General features: G+C 56.9%; 17 protein-coding genes and 1 tRNA gene. 4 read left to right on the forward strand and 14 right to left on the reverse strand.

What is annotated here, in order from left to right; all coding sequences use genetic code 11:
- Window position 1: 1 nt before the first annotated feature.
- Window positions 2-74: transfer RNA gene (locus AAEZ03_RS23375), tRNA-Glu, on the reverse strand.
- A gap of 373 nt (window positions 75-447) precedes the next feature.
- On the opposite strand from AAEZ03_RS23375, the gene AAEZ03_RS23380 reads away from it, so the two are divergent.
- Window positions 448-1,218: a hypothetical protein gene (locus tag AAEZ03_RS23380; RefSeq protein ID WP_048369846.1), complete on the forward strand. Its 771-nt coding sequence runs from the start codon at window positions 448-450 to the stop codon at window positions 1,216-1,218.
- Between the two features lie 160 nt (window positions 1,219-1,378).
- Here the strand turns inward: AAEZ03_RS23380 and AAEZ03_RS23385 are convergent, their stop codons facing one another.
- On the reverse strand, window positions 1,379-1,723 hold the full coding sequence (locus tag AAEZ03_RS23385) for a YggL family protein (RefSeq protein WP_048369844.1): 345 nt from the start codon (window positions 1,721-1,723) through the stop codon (window positions 1,379-1,381).
- Between the two features lie 232 nt (window positions 1,724-1,955).
- On the opposite strand from AAEZ03_RS23385, the gene dacB reads away from it, so the two are divergent.
- Window positions 1,956-3,422 (forward strand): D-alanyl-D-alanine carboxypeptidase/D-alanyl-D-alanine endopeptidase, encoded by a 1,467-nt coding sequence (gene dacB, locus AAEZ03_RS23390; protein WP_350581900.1) that lies wholly within the window; start codon window positions 1,956-1,958, stop codon window positions 3,420-3,422.
- A gap of 79 nt (window positions 3,423-3,501) precedes the next feature.
- Here dacB and rlmKL read toward each other — a convergent pair whose 3' ends face one another.
- The gene (gene rlmKL, locus AAEZ03_RS23395) at window positions 3,502-5,757 is read right to left on the reverse strand and encodes a bifunctional 23S rRNA (guanine(2069)-N(7))-methyltransferase RlmK/23S rRNA (guanine(2445)-N(2))-methyltransferase RlmL (protein ID WP_048369839.1); all 2,256 of its coding nucleotides are present in this window, start codon (window positions 5,755-5,757) and stop codon (window positions 3,502-3,504) included.
- A 543-nt stretch (window positions 5,758-6,300) separates the two neighbouring features.
- Here rlmKL and rmf point away from each other — a divergent pair.
- Window positions 6,301-6,516 (forward strand): ribosome modulation factor, encoded by a 216-nt coding sequence (gene rmf, locus AAEZ03_RS23400; protein ID WP_082148720.1) that lies wholly within the window; start codon window positions 6,301-6,303, stop codon window positions 6,514-6,516.
- A gap of 131 nt (window positions 6,517-6,647) precedes the next feature.
- On the opposite strand, the gene AAEZ03_RS23405 is transcribed toward rmf, so the two are convergent.
- The 9 genes from AAEZ03_RS23405 to ppsA form a co-directional block, all read right to left on the reverse strand.
- Window positions 6,648-7,673, reverse strand: a complete 1,026-nt coding sequence (locus AAEZ03_RS23405; RefSeq protein ID WP_048369838.1) for a quinone-dependent dihydroorotate dehydrogenase — start codon at window positions 7,671-7,673, stop codon at window positions 6,648-6,650.
- A 119-nt stretch (window positions 7,674-7,792) separates the two neighbouring features.
- The gene (locus AAEZ03_RS23410; RefSeq protein ID WP_153390764.1) at window positions 7,793-8,770 is read right to left on the reverse strand and encodes an OmpA family protein; all 978 of its coding nucleotides are present in this window, start codon (window positions 8,768-8,770) and stop codon (window positions 7,793-7,795) included.
- A 106-nt stretch (window positions 8,771-8,876) separates the two neighbouring features.
- Window positions 8,877-9,467, reverse strand: coding sequence for an RNA polymerase sigma factor SigX (gene sigX / locus AAEZ03_RS23415; protein ID WP_088500243.1), 591 nt, complete (start codon window positions 9,465-9,467; stop codon window positions 8,877-8,879).
- Window positions 9,468-9,560: 93 nt separating this feature from the next.
- A complete protein-coding gene (locus tag AAEZ03_RS23420; RefSeq protein WP_048369832.1) occupies window positions 9,561-10,385 on the reverse strand; it encodes a mechanosensitive ion channel family protein in 825 nt (274 codons plus the stop codon).
- A gap of 2 nt (window positions 10,386-10,387) precedes the next feature.
- Window positions 10,388-10,633 (reverse strand): hypothetical protein, encoded by a 246-nt coding sequence (locus AAEZ03_RS23425; RefSeq protein ID WP_048369831.1) that lies wholly within the window; start codon window positions 10,631-10,633, stop codon window positions 10,388-10,390.
- Window positions 10,634-10,698: 65 nt separating this feature from the next.
- Entirely contained in the window at window positions 10,699-11,694 is a 996-nt protein-coding gene (cmaX, locus tag AAEZ03_RS23430) for a divalent cation transporter CmaX (protein ID WP_048386838.1), read from the reverse strand.
- Between the two features lie 41 nt (window positions 11,695-11,735).
- Window positions 11,736-12,227, reverse strand: coding sequence for a ribonuclease E activity regulator RraA (gene rraA, locus AAEZ03_RS23435; protein ID WP_350581905.1), 492 nt, complete (start codon window positions 12,225-12,227; stop codon window positions 11,736-11,738).
- Between the two features lie 220 nt (window positions 12,228-12,447).
- A complete protein-coding gene (locus AAEZ03_RS23440; RefSeq protein ID WP_350581907.1) occupies window positions 12,448-13,401 on the reverse strand; it encodes an alpha/beta fold hydrolase in 954 nt (317 codons plus the stop codon).
- 102 nt (window positions 13,402-13,503) lie between these two features.
- Window positions 13,504-15,879, reverse strand: a complete 2,376-nt coding sequence (gene ppsA, locus AAEZ03_RS23445) for a phosphoenolpyruvate synthase (protein ID WP_048369825.1) — start codon at window positions 15,877-15,879, stop codon at window positions 13,504-13,506.
- A gap of 178 nt (window positions 15,880-16,057) precedes the next feature.
- Between ppsA and ppsR the strand changes: the two genes are divergently transcribed.
- A complete protein-coding gene (gene ppsR / locus AAEZ03_RS23450; protein ID WP_048386835.1) occupies window positions 16,058-16,876 on the forward strand; it encodes a posphoenolpyruvate synthetase regulatory kinase/phosphorylase PpsR in 819 nt (272 codons plus the stop codon).
- A gap of 126 nt (window positions 16,877-17,002) precedes the next feature.
- Here ppsR and prpD read toward each other — a convergent pair whose 3' ends face one another.
- Window positions 17,003-18,487 carry a 2-methylcitrate dehydratase gene (gene prpD, locus AAEZ03_RS23455; RefSeq protein WP_350581909.1) on the reverse strand — a complete coding sequence of 495 codons (1,485 nt, stop codon included), beginning with the start codon at window positions 18,485-18,487 and terminating at the stop codon, window positions 17,003-17,005.
- 166 nt (window positions 18,488-18,653) lie between these two features.
- Window positions 18,654-19,838 carry a 2-methylaconitate cis-trans isomerase PrpF gene (gene prpF / locus AAEZ03_RS23460; RefSeq protein WP_350581911.1) on the reverse strand — a complete coding sequence of 395 codons (1,185 nt, stop codon included), beginning with the start codon at window positions 19,836-19,838 and terminating at the stop codon, window positions 18,654-18,656.
- Window positions 19,839-19,919: the final 81 nt, after the last annotated feature.

Consider the following 19,919-nt stretch of genomic DNA (forward strand, 5'->3'; position numbering starts at 1 on the left):
GCGTCCCCTAGGGGACTCGAACCCCTGTTACCGCCGTGAAAGGGCGGTGTCCTAGGCCACTAGACGAAGGGGACACACTACAACTTCACTGGTTACATGCGTTTCGCTGTTCGCTTTACGCTGCAATTGGCGCGCATTCTAGGGATGGTTTTGGAAGTCGTCAACCCCAATATGAAAATTTATTGAAATCAATGACTTCCCGTCCTTCTAAGCCTTTTCCTACATAGTGTGACGTATGACTCCTGGGGCCTATATTCCGGCCTCCTACAAGGCGCTATGATGATCAGGCTTGAGTGATGGCCAAATGCACCTATCGAATATGGACCTCTCTATAGATAGCCAACCGCCTGACCCCAATGAACTAACGCACCTGTTTAAGATCAAGCCTATTAGCAACATTGTCTGGCACACTCTATTGCAGGCAGACCACCCGAAGAGGTTTTAACGTTGACGCCTTCCATCATCACCCTGCTCGTCGTTGCCGGGATCGTGCTTTTGATCGCCATCGGCTACATCAACCACATGGTGGAACACAACAAGGTGGAAAAAGCCCGGCTCAAAACCGAGCTTAATGACCGTATCCGCCGTTGCAGTGAAGTCAACGAGACCTTTCCCGGGCAACTGATGACGTCGGCACTCAAGTTGTTGCTGACCCGCCTTGAACTCAATGCCACCCAACGGCTGTTGCTGCTGCAAAAATCCGACGCCAGCTTAAAAGCACGGGTTGCCGAGCTTGAAGCACTGGTTGCGCAAGGTGAGTCGATCCCGGTCAACAACCCGCCCAACCCGATCATGACCGAAGCCAAGGCCAAAGATGTGCGCTTCCTGCTGGAAACGCTGCATGGCCAGATCACCCGCGCCGCCAAAGACCGTGTACTGCCCGCCAATGAAGCCAAGCACTGGCTTAAAGAGATCCGTCACCTGCTGGTGGTGCTGCATATTGAGTTCTTCAATAACCTTGGCCAGTTGGCGTTCCAGCAAAACCAGCCGGGTCAGGCGCGCTTGGCCTATGAACGCGGCGTGCAGTATTTGCGCAAGCAGGCCGACCCTGCCCCGTATGGCCAGTCACTCAAAGCGTTTGAAGCACAATTGGTGCGCGCCAATGCCCTGCTGCAAAGCACGCTGGAGCCCAGCAGCGATGAGGTCAACGCGCTGACTGAAGGCCTTAAAACCGATGAGGCTGAGGGCGACTGGAAGAAGAAAGCTATTTACGACTAAAAATCTGTGCCATGCCCGTAGTCGTTGTCGAGCCTTGCGAGGCTACGTCCGAAGAGATAGGCATACAGTGTCAGCACATGGATTTTTGAAACAGCACCCAGGACGGGCAAAGACATGAAACACACAAAGGCAGCCACGCAGGCTGCCTTTGTGTTTGACGTCAGGCTACCGGATTGATTGGCTTTTCCGGGTACCACACGTCCAGCAGCGGGCTCACTTCAACGCTGGTCAGCTCTGGACGAGCTTTCAACCAGGCTTCAACAGCAGCACGTTGCTCTTCGCTGACCGAACCGCGCTTCTGCAGGCAAACCAGACCGTAGTCGTCGCCGCCAACATAGCCCAGGCCGTTAGCTTCCATGGCTTCTTTCAAGAAAGCGTCAAGGAATGCGTCGACAGCCTCATCCGACAGGTCTTCTTTGAAATCCAGGTTCAGCTCAAAACCCAGCTCCTGAAATTCATCAACGCACAGTTTTTTGCGCAGACGCTGGGAACGATTAGTAGCCATTGAACAATCCTCTTAAGTAATTACCGGCGGCACTTTACCAGCTTCAGGCAGGCGCTGCCCGGTTGCATGTGAGCGACTCATCGTTTTATCCATTAAATAAGTCAATCCCTGGCCTACGCTGATGCACAAGCCCGATAACCTTGGGGCATAATGCCAACACTTTTATGACCATCGAGGGACTTTTTGTTCATGCCCTCTTATTTTCCCCCTCGCCTGCAGGGTTTTACTTTTGATGATTAAATCTTTACGACCATTGTTTCTGGCCAGCCTGTTTTTGCCGCTCGCCTTCGGCGCCAATGCCGCCCCTGTCAACGCCACCCTGACTCCGAAAGTCCAGCAAGCGCTCAAGACCAACAAGCTGCAAGACGACGCGCTGTCCCTGGTGCTGTTGCCACTCACCGGCCCGGGTGTTCCGACCGTCTTCAACGCTGATGTGTCGATGAACCCGGCGTCTACCATGAAACTGGTGACCACCTATGCAGCTCTGGAAATGCTCGGCCCGACCCACCAGTGGAAAACCGAGTTCTACACCGACGGCACCCTGAACAACGGTATTTTGCAGGGCAACCTGTACCTCAAGGGCGGCGGCGACCCCAAGCTCAACATGGAGAAGCTCTGGCTGTTGATGCGCGATCTGCGGGCCAACGGCGTGCAGCAAATCACCGGCGACCTGGTACTGGATCGCAATTTCTTCGAACAACCGCAATTGCCGGTGTTCAACGATGACGGCAATGACGAAAACAAGCCTTTCCTGGTCAAACCCGACGCTCTGATGGTCAACCTCAAAGCCTTGCGCTTTGTGGCGCGTAACGATTCGGGCAAGGTGCTGGTCTCGGTGGAGCCGCCTATTGCGAGCATCCGCATCGACAATCAGGTCAAGGCCATCAACGCCAAGCAATGCACCGGCGATGTCCGCTACAACCCCGTCACTCAAGCCGACGGTTCGGTGATTGTCACCGTCAGCGGGCAACTGGCAGACGGCTGCAACTCTCAGACGTATCTGTCCTTGCTTGATCACGCGACCTACACCGCCGGCGCCGTGCGCGCCATCTGGAAAGAGCTGGGCGGCAGCATTCAGGGTCAGGACCGTCAGGCCAGCGTCCCTAAAGGTGCAAAACTGCTGGCTCGCGCCTACTCGCCTGACCTGGCCGAGATCATTCGCGACATCAATAAATACAGCAACAACACCATGGCCCAGCAGTTGTTCCTCAGCCTCGGCGCTCAGTTCCGTACCGATGCCGACGGCGATGACGCCAAAGCCGCGCAGCGCGTGATACGCCAATGGCTGGCCAAAAAAGGCATCACAGCGCCGCATCTGGTCATGGAGAACGGCTCCGGCCTGTCGCGTGCCGAGCGTGTGAGCGCACGTGAAATGGCGCAAATGCTTCAAGCCGCCTGGAAAAGCCCCTACGCTGCCGAGTTCATCAGTTCCCTGCCGATCGCGGGCAAAGACGGCACGATGCGCAAGCGCCTGAAAACCACAGCGATGAATGGCCAGGCACACATCAAGACAGGCACCCTGAATACCGTGCGCGCCATTTCCGGCTTTAGCCGCGACAGCAACGACGACACCTGGGCCGTGGTCGCCATTCTGAACGACCCGCGCCCGTGGGGTGCGTCTTCGATTCTCGATCAGGTATTGCTGGACCTGTATCGCCAGCCAGCCGTGGCCAACCGCACAGTGTCTATCGCGCCATAACGTCAGGCAGGCAATAAAAAACGCCCCCGATCGCAAGAAAGGGGGCGTTTTTTATGGGCTGATTACCGCCGGGGCAGCATCAGCGGGCCGTGATTTTCCAGGCCCGGTGGATTTTGCTGTTACGGGCAAAGTCCGGATCGATGGTGCTCGCGGTAATTTCTTCAACGGCATAACGCGCGGCCAGATGCTCATCCAGAACGAACTTGCGGAAGTTGTTCGAGAAGTACAGCACGCCGCCCGGCGCCAGACGCGCCATGGCCAGATCGAGCAACTGCACGTGGTCACGCTGAACGTCGAAGATACCTTCCATGCGCTTGGAGTTGGAGAAGGTCGGCGGATCAATGAAGATCAAGTCGTACTCTTCACGACAGGCATCCAGCCAGGCCATCACATCGCCCTGCTCCAGGCGGTTTTTGTCCGAGAAACCGTTCAGCGACAGGTTACGCCGCGCCCAGTCCAGATACGTCTTGGACAAGTCAACGCTGGTGGTGCTGCGCGCACCGCCTTTGGCAGCGTGCACACTCGCCGTTGCGGTGTAGCAGTACAGGTTGAGGAAGCGTTTGCCGGCCGCCTCTTTCTGGATGCGCATGCGGATTGGACGGTGATCAAGGAACAGCCCGGTGTCCAGGTAATCGGTGAGGTTCACCAGCAGCTTTACGCCACCTTCCATCACTTCAGTGAACTTGCCCTGCGCGCTTTGACGCTCGTACTGCTTGGTGCCGCTCTGACGCTCACGGCGCTTGACGATCACCCGGCTCTTGTCGATGTTCAGCGCCTGTGGAATCGCCGCCAGGGCGTCGAACATACGGGCTGAGGCTTTTTCCGGGTCAACCGATTTAGGCGCGGCGTACTCCTGGACATGGACCCAGTCGTGATACAGATCGATCGCCATCGAGTACTCAGGCATGTCGGCGTCGTAAACGCGATAGCAATCAATCCCCTCGCGCTTGACCCATTTGCCCAGTGCCTTGAGGTTCTTTTGCAGACGGTTGGCAAACATCTGCCCGCCCTCGCTCAAGCGCGGTTGCTCGATCACCACCGGTGCAGGCTTGATCGGGTTGCCGTTCTTGTTGAACTGCTGCTGCACAGGCGCTTCGACCACAGACTCAGCCTGTTCACGCTCGGCCTGACGTTGCTCAGGGGTGCGACGCTCACCCGTCACGAACTGATCCGGGGTGACCTTGATCAACAGCAACTTGCACGGCAAAGCGCCGTTCCAGAACGAATACTGTTTGTGGCTGCGAATGCCCATGCGCTTGCCCAGATCCGGGGCGCCGGTAAACACCGCCGCTTCCCAGTTCAGACACGCCTGACGCAGACGCTCACCAAGGTTCTGGTAGAGATAAAGCAAGCTTGCTTCATCGCCCAGACGCTCACCGTACGGCGGGTTGCAGATCACCAGGCCTTTCTGGTTTTGATCTGGGCGCGGCTCAAAGGTCGCCACTTCACCCTGGTAAATCTTGATCCAGTGGCTCAGCCCAGCTCGCTCGATGTTGTTGCGCGCGGGCTGGATCAGCCGTGGATCGGCCTCGTATCCGCGAATCCACAGCGGAGGCTTGGCCATGCCGATTTCTGCACGCTCAGTGGCTTCTTCATGGAGTTTTTTCCAGATGGCCGGTACGTGACCCAACCAGGCATCAAAGCCCCAGTGAATGCGGTTAAGGTTCGGCGCAATGTCGGCGGCGATCATTGCGCCCTCGACCAGAAACGTACCCACACCGCACATCGGGTCAGCCAGTGCGGCGCCCTCAGCGGCCATGCGCGGCCAGCCGGCACGAATCAACACGGCGGCGGCGAGGTTTTCTTTGAGGGGCGCAGCACCTTGCTGCAGACGGTAGCCACGCTGGTGCAGGCTGCTGCCCGACAGGTCCAGGGACAAAATCGCTTCGCCGCGATCCAGGCGCAGGTGGATGCGCAAGTCCGGGCTGAACTTGTCAATCGACGGGCGCTCACCAGACGGCGTACGCAGCTTGTCGACGATGGCGTCCTTGACCTTCAGGGCACCGAAGTGGGTGTTGTCGATGCCCGAGCCATGGCCGCTGAATTCAACGGCCAGGGTGCCGTCCGGGACCATGTGATCATGCCAATCAACGTCGAGCACGCCGTTGTACAGGTCTTCGGCGTTCTTCATCGGGAAGCGCTTGAGGACCAGCAACACGCGGTTGGCAAGGCGCGACCACAGACACAGACGGTAGGCAGTTTCCATATCTGCCAAGCCACGAATGGCCGAGGTGTGCTCGCGAGCTTCCTCAAGACCAAGGCCAATAGCCTCCTCGAGGAGCAGACCTTCAAGGCCTTTAGGGCAGGTAAGGAAGAGTTCGTTACGATCCGACATGGGATTCCTGAGCTTTTAGCTTTCTGTGGGCAGGCAACGCATCGCCTGCTCCGTTTTCAATCAAGCGCTTTTCTTGAAGAGCGCTCGCGTGGCACGAAACTGTGCCGTTCCACTTCAGCGACAACACCCACCCTGAGGCAGAGTGAGTCTAGACGCTGAGGCAGGTCATTCATTAAGAAACAATTGGTCATATTCAGACCCTTCGTCGAATAGTGCCCAAATGGAGCAGGCAGCTATTAGCAACGGAGAATGAAACTCATCATCTTTGAAAGCGCTCGTCCTGTCAGGCTTTTGCCGGAGCCGGACGAGTAAAAACAGCCTGTCTTATGGCTGTAACACCATTTTCGTTACGTGCTTATGACAAAACGATCATTCCCTCACCCGAGTGCATTGGTTAGAACTGGACTCAGGTTGTCGCCGCACAGGCAACAACAGAAAGGCTCGCCACGCCGGCAGCGAGCACCCCCGACGGCAGATCAGTCTGCCCCGACCTTTGGAAGGTCGACGCTAAATAAAACAGTCAACAAGTGAGGGAAACACCCTATGAGAAGACTTAAGCGTGATCCGTTGGAAAGAGCATTTTTGCGCGGATATCAAAATGGCGTACATGGTAAATCCCGTGAGCTTTGCCCATTTACTCTACCGTCGGTACGTCAAGCCTGGATTAACGGCTGGCGCGAAGGACGCGGCGACAACTGGGACGGTATGACTGGCACTGCGGGCATCCACAGACTCAACGAAATCAACGCCGTCGGCTAACACTGGACACCTTCCGACATCACCTTGAAGCGACAACGATTTAACCTTGCCGTCCTATCCAGGCGGCGGGCTTCGGCCCAAGGGCTCCTTAAAGGAGCCCTTTTTTATGCCCGCACGCCAGGCGCTGCCCGTTACTTGCGCGGCAACGCTGCGATGGCATCAACCGACTCGCGAATCAGCGCCGGGCCTTTGTAGATAAAGCCTGAGTAGATCTGCACCAAGCTCGCACCCGCGGCGATTTTCTCAGCCGCGTGCTTGCCTTCTGTAATCCCGCCGGCCGCGATGATCGGCAAACGCCCTGCCAGTTCAGCGGCCAGCACCTTGACGGTGTGCGTGCTTTTTTCGAGCACCGGGGCGCCAGACAAGCCTCCCGCCTCATCCCCATGGGCCAAACCTTCAACGCCGACGCGGCTAAGCGTGGTGTTGGTGGCGATAACAGCATCCATACCGGTCTCCAGCAGCGCCTGAGCCACGAGCACGGTTTCTTCGTCGCTCATGTCCGGTGCGATCTTGATCGCCAGCGGTACGCGCTTGCCGTGGCGCTGCGTCAGTTCGTTCTGACGCAGTTGTAGGGCTTCGAGCAACTGCTTGAGCGAATCACCGAACTGCAAGCTGCGCAAACCCGGCGTGTTCGGCGAACTGACGTTAACGGTGACGTAGCTGGCGTGGGCGTACACCTTGTCCAGGCAGATCAGGTAATCGTCGACGGCACGCTCAACCGGCGTGTCGAAGTTCTTGCCGATATTGATGCCCAGAATGCCGCTGTAACGGGCCGCCTGTACGCGGCTCAGCAGATGATCAACCCCAAGGTTGTTAAAACCCATGCGGTTGATGATGGCCTGCGCTTCCGGCAAGCGAAAAATACGAGGCTTTGGATTGCCCGGCTGAGGGCGTGGTGTGACCGTGCCGATCTCAACAAAGCCAAAACCCAATTGGGCGAAACCATCGATGGCTGCGCCGTTTTTATCCAGACCGGCAGCCAGACCGACCGGGTTCGGAAAATTCAGCCCCATGACTGTCACTGGCAGCTTCGCCGGTGCCTTGCACAGCAAACCATTAAGCCCCAGACGGCCGCCCGCCCCGATCAAATCCAGCGACAGATCGTGAGAGGCTTCAGGGGACAGTTTGAAAAGCAGCTGGCGGGCCAGGTTATACATGGGCGCAATGGACTCGAAGGGTGACGGAAAGTGGGCGCAATTATAGCCGCGCCGCCTGGCAAATCACAGGCAAAGAAAAACCCGGCCGGAGCCGGGTTTTTCTGGCAGCTTATCTAAAATTAATTAGATTGAGCTTGTACAACGGCTTCAACGCGACGGTTCAGAGCACGGCCTTCGTCAGTTGCGTTAGTCGCAACTGGATCTGCCTTACCGTGACCAACTGCGTCTACACGGCCAGCCGAAACACCTTGCTGTACCAGAGCCTGACGCACAGAGTCAGCACGACGCTGGGACAGTTTCAGGTTGTAAGCATCGGTACCGACGCTGTCAGTGTAACCATTCACAGTAGTGCTGGTCGCAGGGTACTGCTGCATGAACTGAGCAACGTTCTTGATGTCTGGCAGGTACTGAGACTTAACAACGGCTTTGTCGAAGTCGAACTTAACGTCCAGCTCAACTTTAACCACTTCAGCGATCGGAGCTTCTGGTTCTGGCTCAGCGATTGGTGCTGGAGCTGGAACTGGAGCAGGAGCTACTTTGCCACCGCTGCCACCGAAGTTCACACCCAGACCAACGGTAGGAGCGTAGTCCCAACGGCCGTTGTCCAGTTTGTAGTCAGCTTCAACGCCTGCACGGGCGAACAGGTTGTCAGTGATGTACCACTTAACACCGGCGCCAGCAGTCAGGAAAGTCGACTTGTCACGGCCGCTGTGGCCATCAGCTACAACGTTCGACAGGCTCTTGTGAGCAACACCGCCGGAAACGTATGGACGCAGAGCGTCGCCTACGGTACCGAAGTGGTACTGAGCGTTCAGACCAAAGTTGTCGCCTTGCAGCTTCTGGTTGCCAGTGTTGGTCGACGAACGAGTGTAGTTGGTCTTGTCGTAAGCGAAGTTGATCGATACGTCATCAGTGATGAAGTAACCGATCGATGCGCCTGGGTTGTAACCGTCTTGTACGTGGTTGACGCTGTCGTTGTACTGTTTTTTGTAGAACAGTTCACCCTCGACCGCGCCTTGGCCTTGTGCCAGGGCACCGAACGAAGTTGCGGCTACAAAGGAACCAATGGCAATGCCCAAGGTGTTTTTCAGTTTCATCCGTTAAATCCCCATCTGGTGATTGTAAAGCAGTCCCACATACCGGGGGACAACTCGGCGGCAAGTCTATCAGACCTTGCCTACACGTAGAGCCATTTGCACTGAACTAAGTTTCAGCAAGACCTGCAAATTTCTCACGCAATTTATCAAGAGCGCGCTTGTATCTCATCTTCGTCGCGCTCAAACCCATATGCATTATGTCTGCGATTTCCTGAAATTCCAGTTCTGCGACAAAACGCAGCACTAAAATTTCGCGATCAATCGGATTCACATGCACCAGCCAGCGATCAAGTCCGCCCTTTTCCTCAGGTTTCGGCGCCTTTTCCTCAGACGCTTCCTCAAGGGGGTCAATACTTAATGCGTCCATCAAGCGACGCTTTCGCCGTTCCTTTCGATACTGTGTGATGCATTCGTTGTAAGTGATGCTATATAGCCAGGTCTTGAATTTCGATTTTCCTTCGAAATTTTTCAGGCCGTACAACACCTTAAGCATCACTTCCTGACAGACATCATCCGCGTCCCTATCGTTCCCTAAATACCTTGAACAAACGTTGAACAAAGTGCGTTGATAGCGACGCATCAATTCTTCATAAGCACGCGTAACGTGAAACAACTCATCATGCGCGCGCGCAACCAACTCCTCATCAGAGAGCTCGCGGGGATCGTAGCGCATGGATAGCGATTGGGCTTTATTCAAAACGAGTCGTGCCGACAGTCAGGTCAATGGCCACCGTATCAGCCTTCAAAGCAGGCATTTTTACGGCGGCATACATTAGCAGGGTTTGCCGCATTAGCGGCTTGTCACGTGCTGCTCCAGCAAGATCCGATTGGAAATGGAGACTAGCTCACCTTCCTCGGTCAGCAACGTGGTTTTAACCGTGCCGATCTCTTCGATCTGCCCTTCGACCTCGCCAACTCGCACTTCTTGCCCAACTTGGTACAACTCACGCACATAGATCCCGGCCAGAATCTGACCGGCAATTTCACGACTTCCCAAGCCCATGGCCAAGGCCACAGCCAGACCAACGGTAATCAACACAATCACAATCACGTGGTTCAGCAGGTCGGTTTTGACCTCCAGCTGACTGATAGCCACAGAAATACTGATGATGATGACCAGCCCCTGAGCAACACGCCCCAGGCCGCTTGCATAATCAAACCCGACGCTCTCGGCCGCTCCCCGCACCAGGCCATTAAGCAACTGTGCAAGTAGCACACCCGCCAACAACACTAGCAAAGCTCCGAAAACCTTGGGCAAATAAACCGTAAAAATATCCAGTGCCGCAGAAACGCGGTCCAGCCCCAGCGATTGCGCCGCCGACACCAGAAACACCAGCAGGATGAACCAGTAAACAATTTTGCCGATGAGGATCGAGATCGGCACCTTGATGCCAATGCGAGCCAGAATCTTGGTCAGGCCGGTGCCGCCCATGAGGCGATCGAGGCCCAACTTTGCGAGCAATTTGGACAGCAGGGTATCGAGCAGTTTGGCAACCACGAAGCCCAGCAGTACGACAACCAGCGCCCCGAAAAGGTTCGGGATGAAGTTGGCAATTTTAGTCCACAGGGCAGTCATTGCCGTGACCAGGCTCTGAGTCCAGAGATCAAGTTCCATGTTCAATCAGCCTTATCAACAGGGCGAGCAGCAGGTTTGCGCCGCGAAACGGGCGCAATATGGGCCGAACCGCTATTCAATGCAATCGTCAGCGCTTGCATCCAGCGACCGGGCAGGCTGAATAGATCGCCCGCGCCTACCTGGCGATTGGCGGTTTTCAGCACTCGCCCCAAACACGCATCATCGTCACGGCTGGATGACGGCGTTTTGAGCATTTCACGTAGCGACTGTTCAAACGGATCGTGCATATGCACCTCTCGGTATCTCAGTGAAAGACGCAAGCCACTTTAATCGGGTCACATTCCGCGCCCATTCAAAGCCACTGCAAACGTCGATAAAACCACCACTGCACGACGGCAATCACCACCATCAGGCTGCAAACTACGGGAAAACCCCAGGGATTATTAGAGAACGGCACGCCGCCCACATTGATCCCGAGCAAGCCCGTGAGAAATGTAATCGGTAAAAAGATCCCGGTGATCACCCCGAAGCGGTACATGATGCGGCTCATGCGCTCGCTCATGCGCCGGTCTACGGCTTCAAGCACCAGCCCCACGCGCTCTCGCGTGAGTTCGAGCTCTTCCAGGTAACGCGTCAGGCTGTTGTTGAGCTCGTTCCAGTAATCGAGCACATCACTGCTGAACCACGGGATTTTTGTTCGCGCGAGTTGCCCGAAAATATCCCGTTGCGGCGCCAGAAAACGACGCAAACCGGCGGCTCTTCGACGGATCGGCAAAATAGCACCGTGTTCCGGCGTATACCGTTCGTCGGCATCTATCTTATCTTCTTCGTCATCGACGATTTCGGACAGGTCGCCGATCAAATCCTGGACCTTCAGCGTCAGGTTTTGAGCCAGGTACAAGATCAATTCGGCGGGATCTTTCGGGCCATCGCCTTGCTCAAAATCACTGAGCATTTCATCAATGGCACGCAGCCTTCGCAAACGCAGTGAGATAACCCGCTGCGAACTGCCAAAGATACGCAGCGAAACCATGTCTTCCGGCTCAGCGCCCGGATTGAGGTTAACTCCGCGCAAAAACAGTAACAGTTCGTTGTTGGGCAAGGTCAACAGACGGGGACGGGTGTTTTCTTCGAGCAGCAAATCACAACTGAAATCGCTCAAGCCACTGGAACCGCGCAGCCAGGTCTGGGCTTGCGGGTGACTGCGATCCCAGTGCAACCAAAGACTTTCATGACTTTGCAGTTCCAGCGTGTCCAGCTCAGTACGCGGGATATGGCGAGCACCGCCCTTACCGTCCAGCACCAGGGCATACACCAGCCCCCACTGTGCGTTGTCTTCCTCTTGCATCCGTGGTCCTTGTGATTAGAGCGGTGAGCTTTTGCCCTGAATCATGTCGGCATTTTCAGAGCTGAAGGCGAAATAATAACGCCATTGTTATCGGCATAAATGAATTCTCCGGGACGGAACGTAACACCCGCAAAGGTCACCGCCACGTTCAAATCGCCAATGCCGCGCTTGTCAGTCTTCATCGGGTGGCTGGCCAGCGCCTGAACGCCCAGGTTTGTTTGCGCAATCACGTCGACGTCACGGATGCAGCCGTAAATCACCAAACCTTCCCAGCCATTTTTAGCGGCCTTTTCAGCCAGCATGTCACCCAGCAACGCCCGGCGCAGAGAGCCGCCGCCATCCACCACCAGCACCTTGCCATGCCCATTGAGTTCAACCTGCTCCTTGACCAGCGAGTTGTCTTCAAAGCACTTGATGGTCACGATCTCACCACCAAAGGAATCACGCCCGCCAAAGTTGCTGAACATGGGGTCCAGCACTTGCACCAGCTCTGGATAGGCATCGCACAAGTCGGGAGTAAGGTAGTGATTCATGAACTAGCTCCTGTTAAAGGTGGGCGCAGCAAGATGAAAAACGGCAGCACTACTGTTATAGACGTTCTGACGAGCGCTGGCGTTAAACATGCCGCGCACTCGCCAATGAGAACTCATTAGCTAACCGGCCACAAAATATGACCAGAAACACCACAAGCGTCATATAGTAGCCGCAACCACTACCCGCCGAAACCCCCTCCCCCTTGCCGAGCGGGTTCAATCAACGCATCTCAGCGTGGGTCAGCCAGTTCAGCACCCGCGGCCACACCTCTTGCTGAGCCGCCGGGCTCACCAGCATGTCGACATGATTAAAGTCAGAGCTGAACCCCTGCTGGCGTCCCAGGCACACAAACTGGCGCTGCGCGGCGCCCAGTTGGTCATACAGTTTGCGGCAAGCCCACTCCGGTGTTTGTCGGTCGCCCGCCGCGGCCACCACCAGCACCGGCAGTTCAACCTGCGCCAAGCCTGCCCACCAATCGCGATCCGCGTCTTTGAAACGGCCCATAAAGCCATTCCAGCGCAGGGTTTCGAGTGCGATGCTGACCGGCTCATCTTCAGGGCCACGTTTAAGACGGGTGCCTGACAACTGCGCAAATCGCTTCAACAGCAGGTAAGCGCCCCACTGCACCGGCGGGATTTTCAGCGACCAGTAGCGGCGATTGATCTGACAGCCAAAAAACGCCGCCGAGGCCACGTCCGCTGCCTGCAGATACTCACCGCCCAGGGCCGCTGCCAGGCTGATAGCACCTTGGGAATGGCCGATCCAATGCGGCGCTTGCCCGCTTTGCTCACGCACAAACGCACCAATGGCTGGCAAATCGTAGCGGGCGTAATCCGCCACCCGATTTTTGGCCCAGTGAATATTGCGCGACGACAAACCATGGCCACGCATTTCAGGCAGCCACACATCAAATCCGGCCCGAGCCAAAAAGGCCCCCAGCCCGACACCTTTGGGCGAATACCAGAAGCGACGATTGGAAAAACTGCCGTGCAACAAAATGACCGGCACACCCCGCACCTGGCCCGCATCGGCCATGCCCAGACGGGTCACCACCAACTCCACGGAAATATCCGGGCTGTTGGCGGGCTTCAAGCGATAAACGTCTTCGCTCAGATCACCCCGACGCTCAGCGCTGATCAGGGCAACGGGAAATAAATGGCTGCTGCTTTGCATAATGCTCTTGCACAAAAAAGGGCGAATCCGAACACGAACTCGCCCTAACACGTATAGAGAGCAAGGCAACCCATGGGTTGCCCTGCCCCTTCTCTCAACGGCTCAAGCTTGCGCTTGGCCTTCAGCCAGGAAGAACCAGGTTTCCAGTACGGTGTCCGGGTTCAACGACACGCTTTCAATGCCTTGCTCCATCAGCCACAGCGCCAGATCCGGGTGATCGGATGGGCCCTGACCGCAAATACCGATGTATTTGCCAGCCTTGTTGCACGCCTGAATAGCGTTGGACAGCAGCTTTTTAACGGCCGGGTTACGCTCGTCAAACAAGTGAGCGATCACGCCGGAGTCACGGTCCAGGCCCAGGGTCAACTGAGTCAGGTCGTTGGAACCGATCGAGAAGCCGTCGAAGAATTCAAGGAACTCTTCAGCCAGAATCGCGTTGGATGGCAGCTCGCACATCATGATGATGCGCAGGCCGTTTTCGCCACGCTTGAGGCCGTTTTCGGCCAGCAAGTCGATCACCTGGCTCGCTTCGCCCAGGGTCCGTACGAACGGCACCATGATTTCGACGTTGGTAAAGCCCATGTCGTTGCGCACGCGCTTGAGGGCACGGCACTCGAGCTCGAAGCAATCGCGGAAGTTTTCGCTGATGTAACGCGAAGCACCACGGAAGCCCAGCATCGGGTTTTCTTCTTCCGGCTCGTACAGCTTGCCGCCGATCAGGTTGGCGTATTCATTGGACTTGAAGTCCGACAGACGCACGATCACTTTTTTCGGGGTAAACGCGCCAGCCAGGGTGCTGATGCCTTCAACCAGTTTGTCGACGTAGAAATCAACCGGGTCGCTGTAACCCGCGATGCGCTTGTCGACGCTGTCTTTGATTTCTTGCGGCAAACCGTCGTAGTTCAGCAGTGCCTTTGGGTGCACGCCGATCATACGGTTGATGATGAACTCCAGACGGGCCAGGCCCACACCGGCGTTCGGCAGTTGTGCGAAGTCAAACGCACGGTCCGGGTTGCCCACGTTCATCATGATTTTGAACGGCAGTTCCGGCATGGCATCGACGGAGTTTTTCTTGATGTCGAAGCCCAGTTCACCTTCAAAGATGAAACCGGTATCGCCTTCAGCACACGAAACCGTCACGCCCTGACCGTCTTTGAGCAACTGAGTGGCGTTGCCGCAACCGACGACCGCAGGGATGCCCAGCTCACGCGCGATGATCGCGGCGTGGCAGGTGCGGCCACCACGGTTGGTAACGATAGCGCTGGCGCGCTTCATGACCGGTTCCCAGTCCGGGTCAGTCATGTCCGACACCAACACGTCGCCCGGCTGGACTTTGTCCATCTCGGAGACGTCTTTAATGATGCGAACCTTGCCCGCGCCGATGCGCTGGCCAATGGCGCGACCTTCAACCAGCACCGTGCCGGTTTCTTTGAGCAGGTAACGCTCCATCACGTTGGCCTGGGTGCGGCTCTTCACGGTTTCAGGACGGGCCTGAACAATGTAAAGCTTGCCGTCGTCGCCATCTTTGGCCCATTCGATGTCCATCGGGCACTTGTAGTGCTTCTCGATGATCATCGCTTGCTTGGCCAGCTCGTTGATTTCAGCGTCGCTCAGGCAGAAACGCTCGCGGTCCGCCTTCTCTACGTCGATGACCTTGACCGATTTACCGGCCTTGGCTTCGTCGCCGTAGATCATTTTGATCGCTTTGCTACCCAGGTTGCGGCGCAGGATCGCAGGGCGACCGGCTTCCAGGGTTGGCTTGTGAACGTAGAATTCGTCCGGGTTGACCGCGCCTTGTACGACGGTTTCGCCCAGGCCGTAGGCGCCGGTGATGAACACCACATCACGGAAGCCCGACTCGGTATCCAGGGTGAACATCACGCCTGCAGTGCCGGTTTCGGAACGCACCATGCGCTGTACGCCAGCCGACAGGGCCACCAGCTTGTGGTCAAACCCTTGGTGCACGCGGTAAGAAATCGCACGGTCGTTGAACAGAGAAGCGAACACTTCCTTGGCCGCACGAATCACGTTTTCAACGCCACGGATGTTCAGGAAGGTTTCTTGCTGACCGGCAAAGGAGGCGTCCGGCAAGTCTTCGGCGGTGGCCGAAGAACGTACGGCAACGGCCATGTCCGGGTTGCCTTGCGAGAGGGTCGCAAACGCAGCACGGATTTCAGCGTTGAGTTTCTCAGGGAACTCGGCTTCCATGATCCATTGACGGATCTGGGCGCCGGTCTTGGCCAGGGCGTTGACGTCATCAACATCCAGCGCGTCCAACGCTGCATGGATCTGATCATTCAAGCCGCTCAGCTCAAGAAAATCACGGTATGCCTGGGAAGTCGTCGCAAAACCACCGGGAACCGATACACCAGCGCCTGCAAGGTTGCTGATCATCTCGCCGAGGGATGCGTTCTTGCCCCCCACATGCTCCACATCATGGACGCCGAGCTTATCGAGGGAAACTACGTACTCTACCAAGGTGATCTCTCCACTAACTGTGTTGGAAAAGCTCAGGGTGCCGGACACTCCGTCTATGGAGTCTCTCGGCGATTGTGGCCTGGACCTGGAAAATAAGTGACACTGCCTGCCATTGCGGGCGACAAAATCGCGCCTATCATATCCAAGAAACGTCACCAGCTTAAGGCCCAAGGCGCAAATGAAACGATCTGCTTTCTTTATATCCGACGGCACCGGCATCACAGCCGAAACCCTCGGCCAGAGTTTGTTGGCGCAATTCGAAAACGTGACCTTCAGCAAATTCACACGCCCTTATATAGATAGCGTGGAAAAAGCGCGGGCAATGGTACAACAAATCGACAACGCCGCCGAAAAAGACGGTGTTCGCCCGATAATCTTCGACACTATCGTCAATCAGGATATTCGCGAAGTCCTCGCCACCGCCAATGGCTTCATGATCGACATTTTCTCCAGCTTCCTGGCGCCTCTGGAGCAGGAACTGGCGGAACATTCCTCCTATTCAGTGGGTAAATCCCACTCAATTGGCCATAACTCCAACTATATGGAGCGTATCGAGGCGGTGAACTTTGCCCTCGACAACGACGACGGCGCGCGCACACACAAATACGACAAGGCCGACCTGATTCTGGTAGGCGTGTCACGTTGCGGCAAAACCCCGACCTGCCTGTACATGGCCATGCAATTCGGCATTCGCGCGGCCAACTACCCGCTGACTGAAGACGACATGGAAAGCCTGAAGCTGCCCGCGGCCTTGCGCGCGCACAAGCACAAACTGTTCGGCCTGACCATCGACCCGGATCGTCTCACCGCCATTCGCAACGAGCGCAAGCCCAACAGCCGCTACTCCAGCTACGCCCAGTGCGAATTTGAAGTGCGCGAAGTCGAAAGCCTGTTCCAGCGCGAAAACATCCCGCACATCAACTCAACGCATTTCTCGGTAGAAGAAATCTCGGCCAAGATCCTGGTCGAAAAAGGCGTGGAACGACGCTTCAAGTGAAGCGCTGACATTCCCTGTAGCCGCTGCCGAAGGCTGCGATAAGGACCGCAGGGCCTTCCTGCGATCTTAGAAGCGCGACCGCTTCGCGCCCGATCGCAGCCTTCGGCAGCGGCTACAGAACCTCTGTTAAATCACCAGCAAATCAACAAACGCATGAACCGGCGTCGCTTCAAGCTTCGCCTGGTCTTTGCACAGTTCAAAAATCTGCTTGCAGCGTTGGCCGACAAAGCGCGTGGCCAGGTTGGCCTTGAACTTGTCTTCCAGCAACGGAATGCCCTCAGCCCGGCGCCGACGATGGCCGATCGGGTACTCCACCATCACCTGCTCCGTGTGGGAGCCGTCCTTGAAAAACACCTGAATGGCGTTGGCAATCGAACGCTTATCTGCCTCCAGGTATTCACGGGTGTAGCGCGGCTCTTCGACAATGACCATCTTCTCGCGCAGCTCATCAATGATCGGATGCGCGGCGTGGAAATCGTCTTCGTACTGCTCAGCCACCAGGTTGCCAAATGCCAGCGGCACGGCGGTCATGTATTGAATGCAGTGATCTCGATCCGCCGCATTGGCCAACTGGCCTTGCTTGGAAATGATCCGGATCGCGGATTCGTGGGTGGTGATCACGATTTTGTCGATCTCATGCAAGCGATCTTTCACCTGCGGGTGCAAGGTCACGGCCGCTTCGCACGCCGTCTGCGCATGGAACTCAGCCGGAAAACTGATCTTGAACAGCACGTTTTCCATCACATAGGTGCCATAAGGCTGTGACAGACTGAATTGGCGCTGCCCTTCAGGCTTAAGCGCCAGGTCCTTGTTGGTGTGGCTGAACAGCACGTCGTAAAAGCCCCACTGCGGCGCCGTCAGCACGCCTGGAATACCCATTTCACCGCGCAGCGCGATATCCGCCAGGCGCACGCCGCGGCTCGACGCATCCCCCGCGGCCCACGACTTGCGCGACCCGGCGTTGGGCGCGTGGCGGTAGGTGCGCAAGGCCTGACCATCGACAAACGCATGGGACAACGCCGCCAGCAACTGCTCGCGGTCAGCGCCCATCAGCTTGGCGCAGACCGCCGTCGACGCGACTTTCACCAGCAGCACATGGTCAAGGCCGACGCGATTGAAGGAGTTTTCCAGAGCGATCACGCCTTGAATCTCATGCGCCATGATCATCGCCTCCAGCACCGCACGCACGGTCAAAGGCGCTTCGCCATTGGCCACACGCTTTTGCGAGAGGTGGTCGGCCACCGCCAGAATACCGCCCAGGTTATCCGAAGGATGCCCCCACTCCGCCGCCAGCCAGGTGTCGTTGTAATCCAGCCAACGGACGATACAGCCGATGTCCCATGCAGCCTTGACCGGGTCCAGGCGAAACGACGTACCGGGCACACGGGCGCCAAACGGCACCACCGTGCCTTCTACAATCGGGCCCAGGTGTTTGGTGCATTCCGGGAAACGCAACGCCAGCAGGCCGCAGCCCAAGGTGTCCATCAGGCAGTTACGGGCGGTGTTCAGGGCTTCTTGGGAAGTGATGCGGTAAGTCAGGACGTAGTCGGCAATGTCCTGCAAAACCTTGTCATAGTCAGGACGGTTGTTGAGGTCGACGTTGGCGCTCATGTGGAGTGACTCCAAGTGGGTGAATGAGTGTCGTGTTCCATCCTCAGGGTCAGGCTGGCAGGTCTGAATGCCCGCTCTACATACCAGTTGTAGGAGCGAGCTTGCCTCGCGATCTGTTGGGTAGTTAAGAGATCGCGAGACAAGCTCGCTCCTACAGGTTTTTATTTCATATCGGGGGCACCCGCACCCAACCTTCCATCAAGACCCGCGCGCTGCGGCTCATGATGGCTTTGGTCACGGTCCATTCGCCGTCAACCTGCTGCGCTTGTGCGCCCACCCGCAGGGTGCCCGACGGGTGGCCGAAGCGCACGGCGCTGCGCAATTCGCCACCCGCCGCCAGGTTGACCAGTGTGCCCGGAATGGCGGCTGCCGTACCAATCGCTACGGCGGCAGTGCCCATCATGGCGTGGTGCAGTTTGCCCATCGACAAGGCACGCACCAGCAAATCAATGCTGTTCGCGCTCACCGGCTTACCGCTGGACGACAGGTAATCCGCAGGTTTGGCCACAAACGCCACTTTGGGTGTGTGCTGGCGCTTGGCGGCATCGTCGAGCTTATCGATCAGGCCCATGCGCAACGCACCGTGGGCACGAATGGTTTCGAACAGCGCCAGCGCTTTCGCATCCGCGTTGATGTCGTTCTGCAGTTCCGTGCCGGTGTAACCGATGTCGTGGGCATTAACAAAAATGGTCGGGATGCCGGCATTGATCATCGTGACTTTAAGGGTGCCGACGCCCGGCACTTCCAGGTCGTCCACCAGGTTGCCGGTGGGGAACATCGAACCGCCCGCACCCTCTTCTTCTGCCGCCGGGTTGAGGAACTCAAGCTGAACCTCTGCCGCCGGAAAAGTCACGCCATCCAGTTCAAAGTCGCCGGTTTCCTGGACCGCGCCGTCAGTGATCGGGACGTGGGCAATAATGGTTTTGCTGATGTTGGCTTGCCAGATGCGCACCACCGCCGTGCCGTTACGTGGAATACGGCTCGGGTCGACCAGGCCGCTGCTAATAGCGAACGAACCGACCGCCGCCGACAGGTTGCCGCAGTTGCCGCTCCAGTCGACAAAAGGCTTGTCGATCGACACCTGACCAAACAGGTAGTCGACGTCATGGTCAGCGTGCAGGCTTTTGCTGACGATCACGGTTTTGCTGGTGCTGGACGTGGCGGCGCCCATGCCGTCGATTTGCTTCTCATACGGATCCGGGCTGCCGATCACCCGCAACAACAACGCATCACGGGCCGCCCCCGGCACCTGAGCCACGTCAGGCAAGTCGAGCAGGCTGAAAAACACCCCTTTACTGGTACCGCCCCGCATATACGTCGCCGGGATTTTGATTTGCGCTGCAAAAGCCATGAATAGAATCCTGTCATTTGCCTGTAGGAGCGAGCTTGCCTCGCGATCTTTTTAAAAGATCAAAAGATCGCGAGGCAAGCT

The sequence above is a fragment of the Pseudomonas sp. HY2-MNA-CIBAN-0224 genome (assembly GCF_040310285.1).
GTDB classification, from domain to species: domain Bacteria; phylum Pseudomonadota; class Gammaproteobacteria; order Pseudomonadales; family Pseudomonadaceae; genus Aquipseudomonas; species Aquipseudomonas helleri.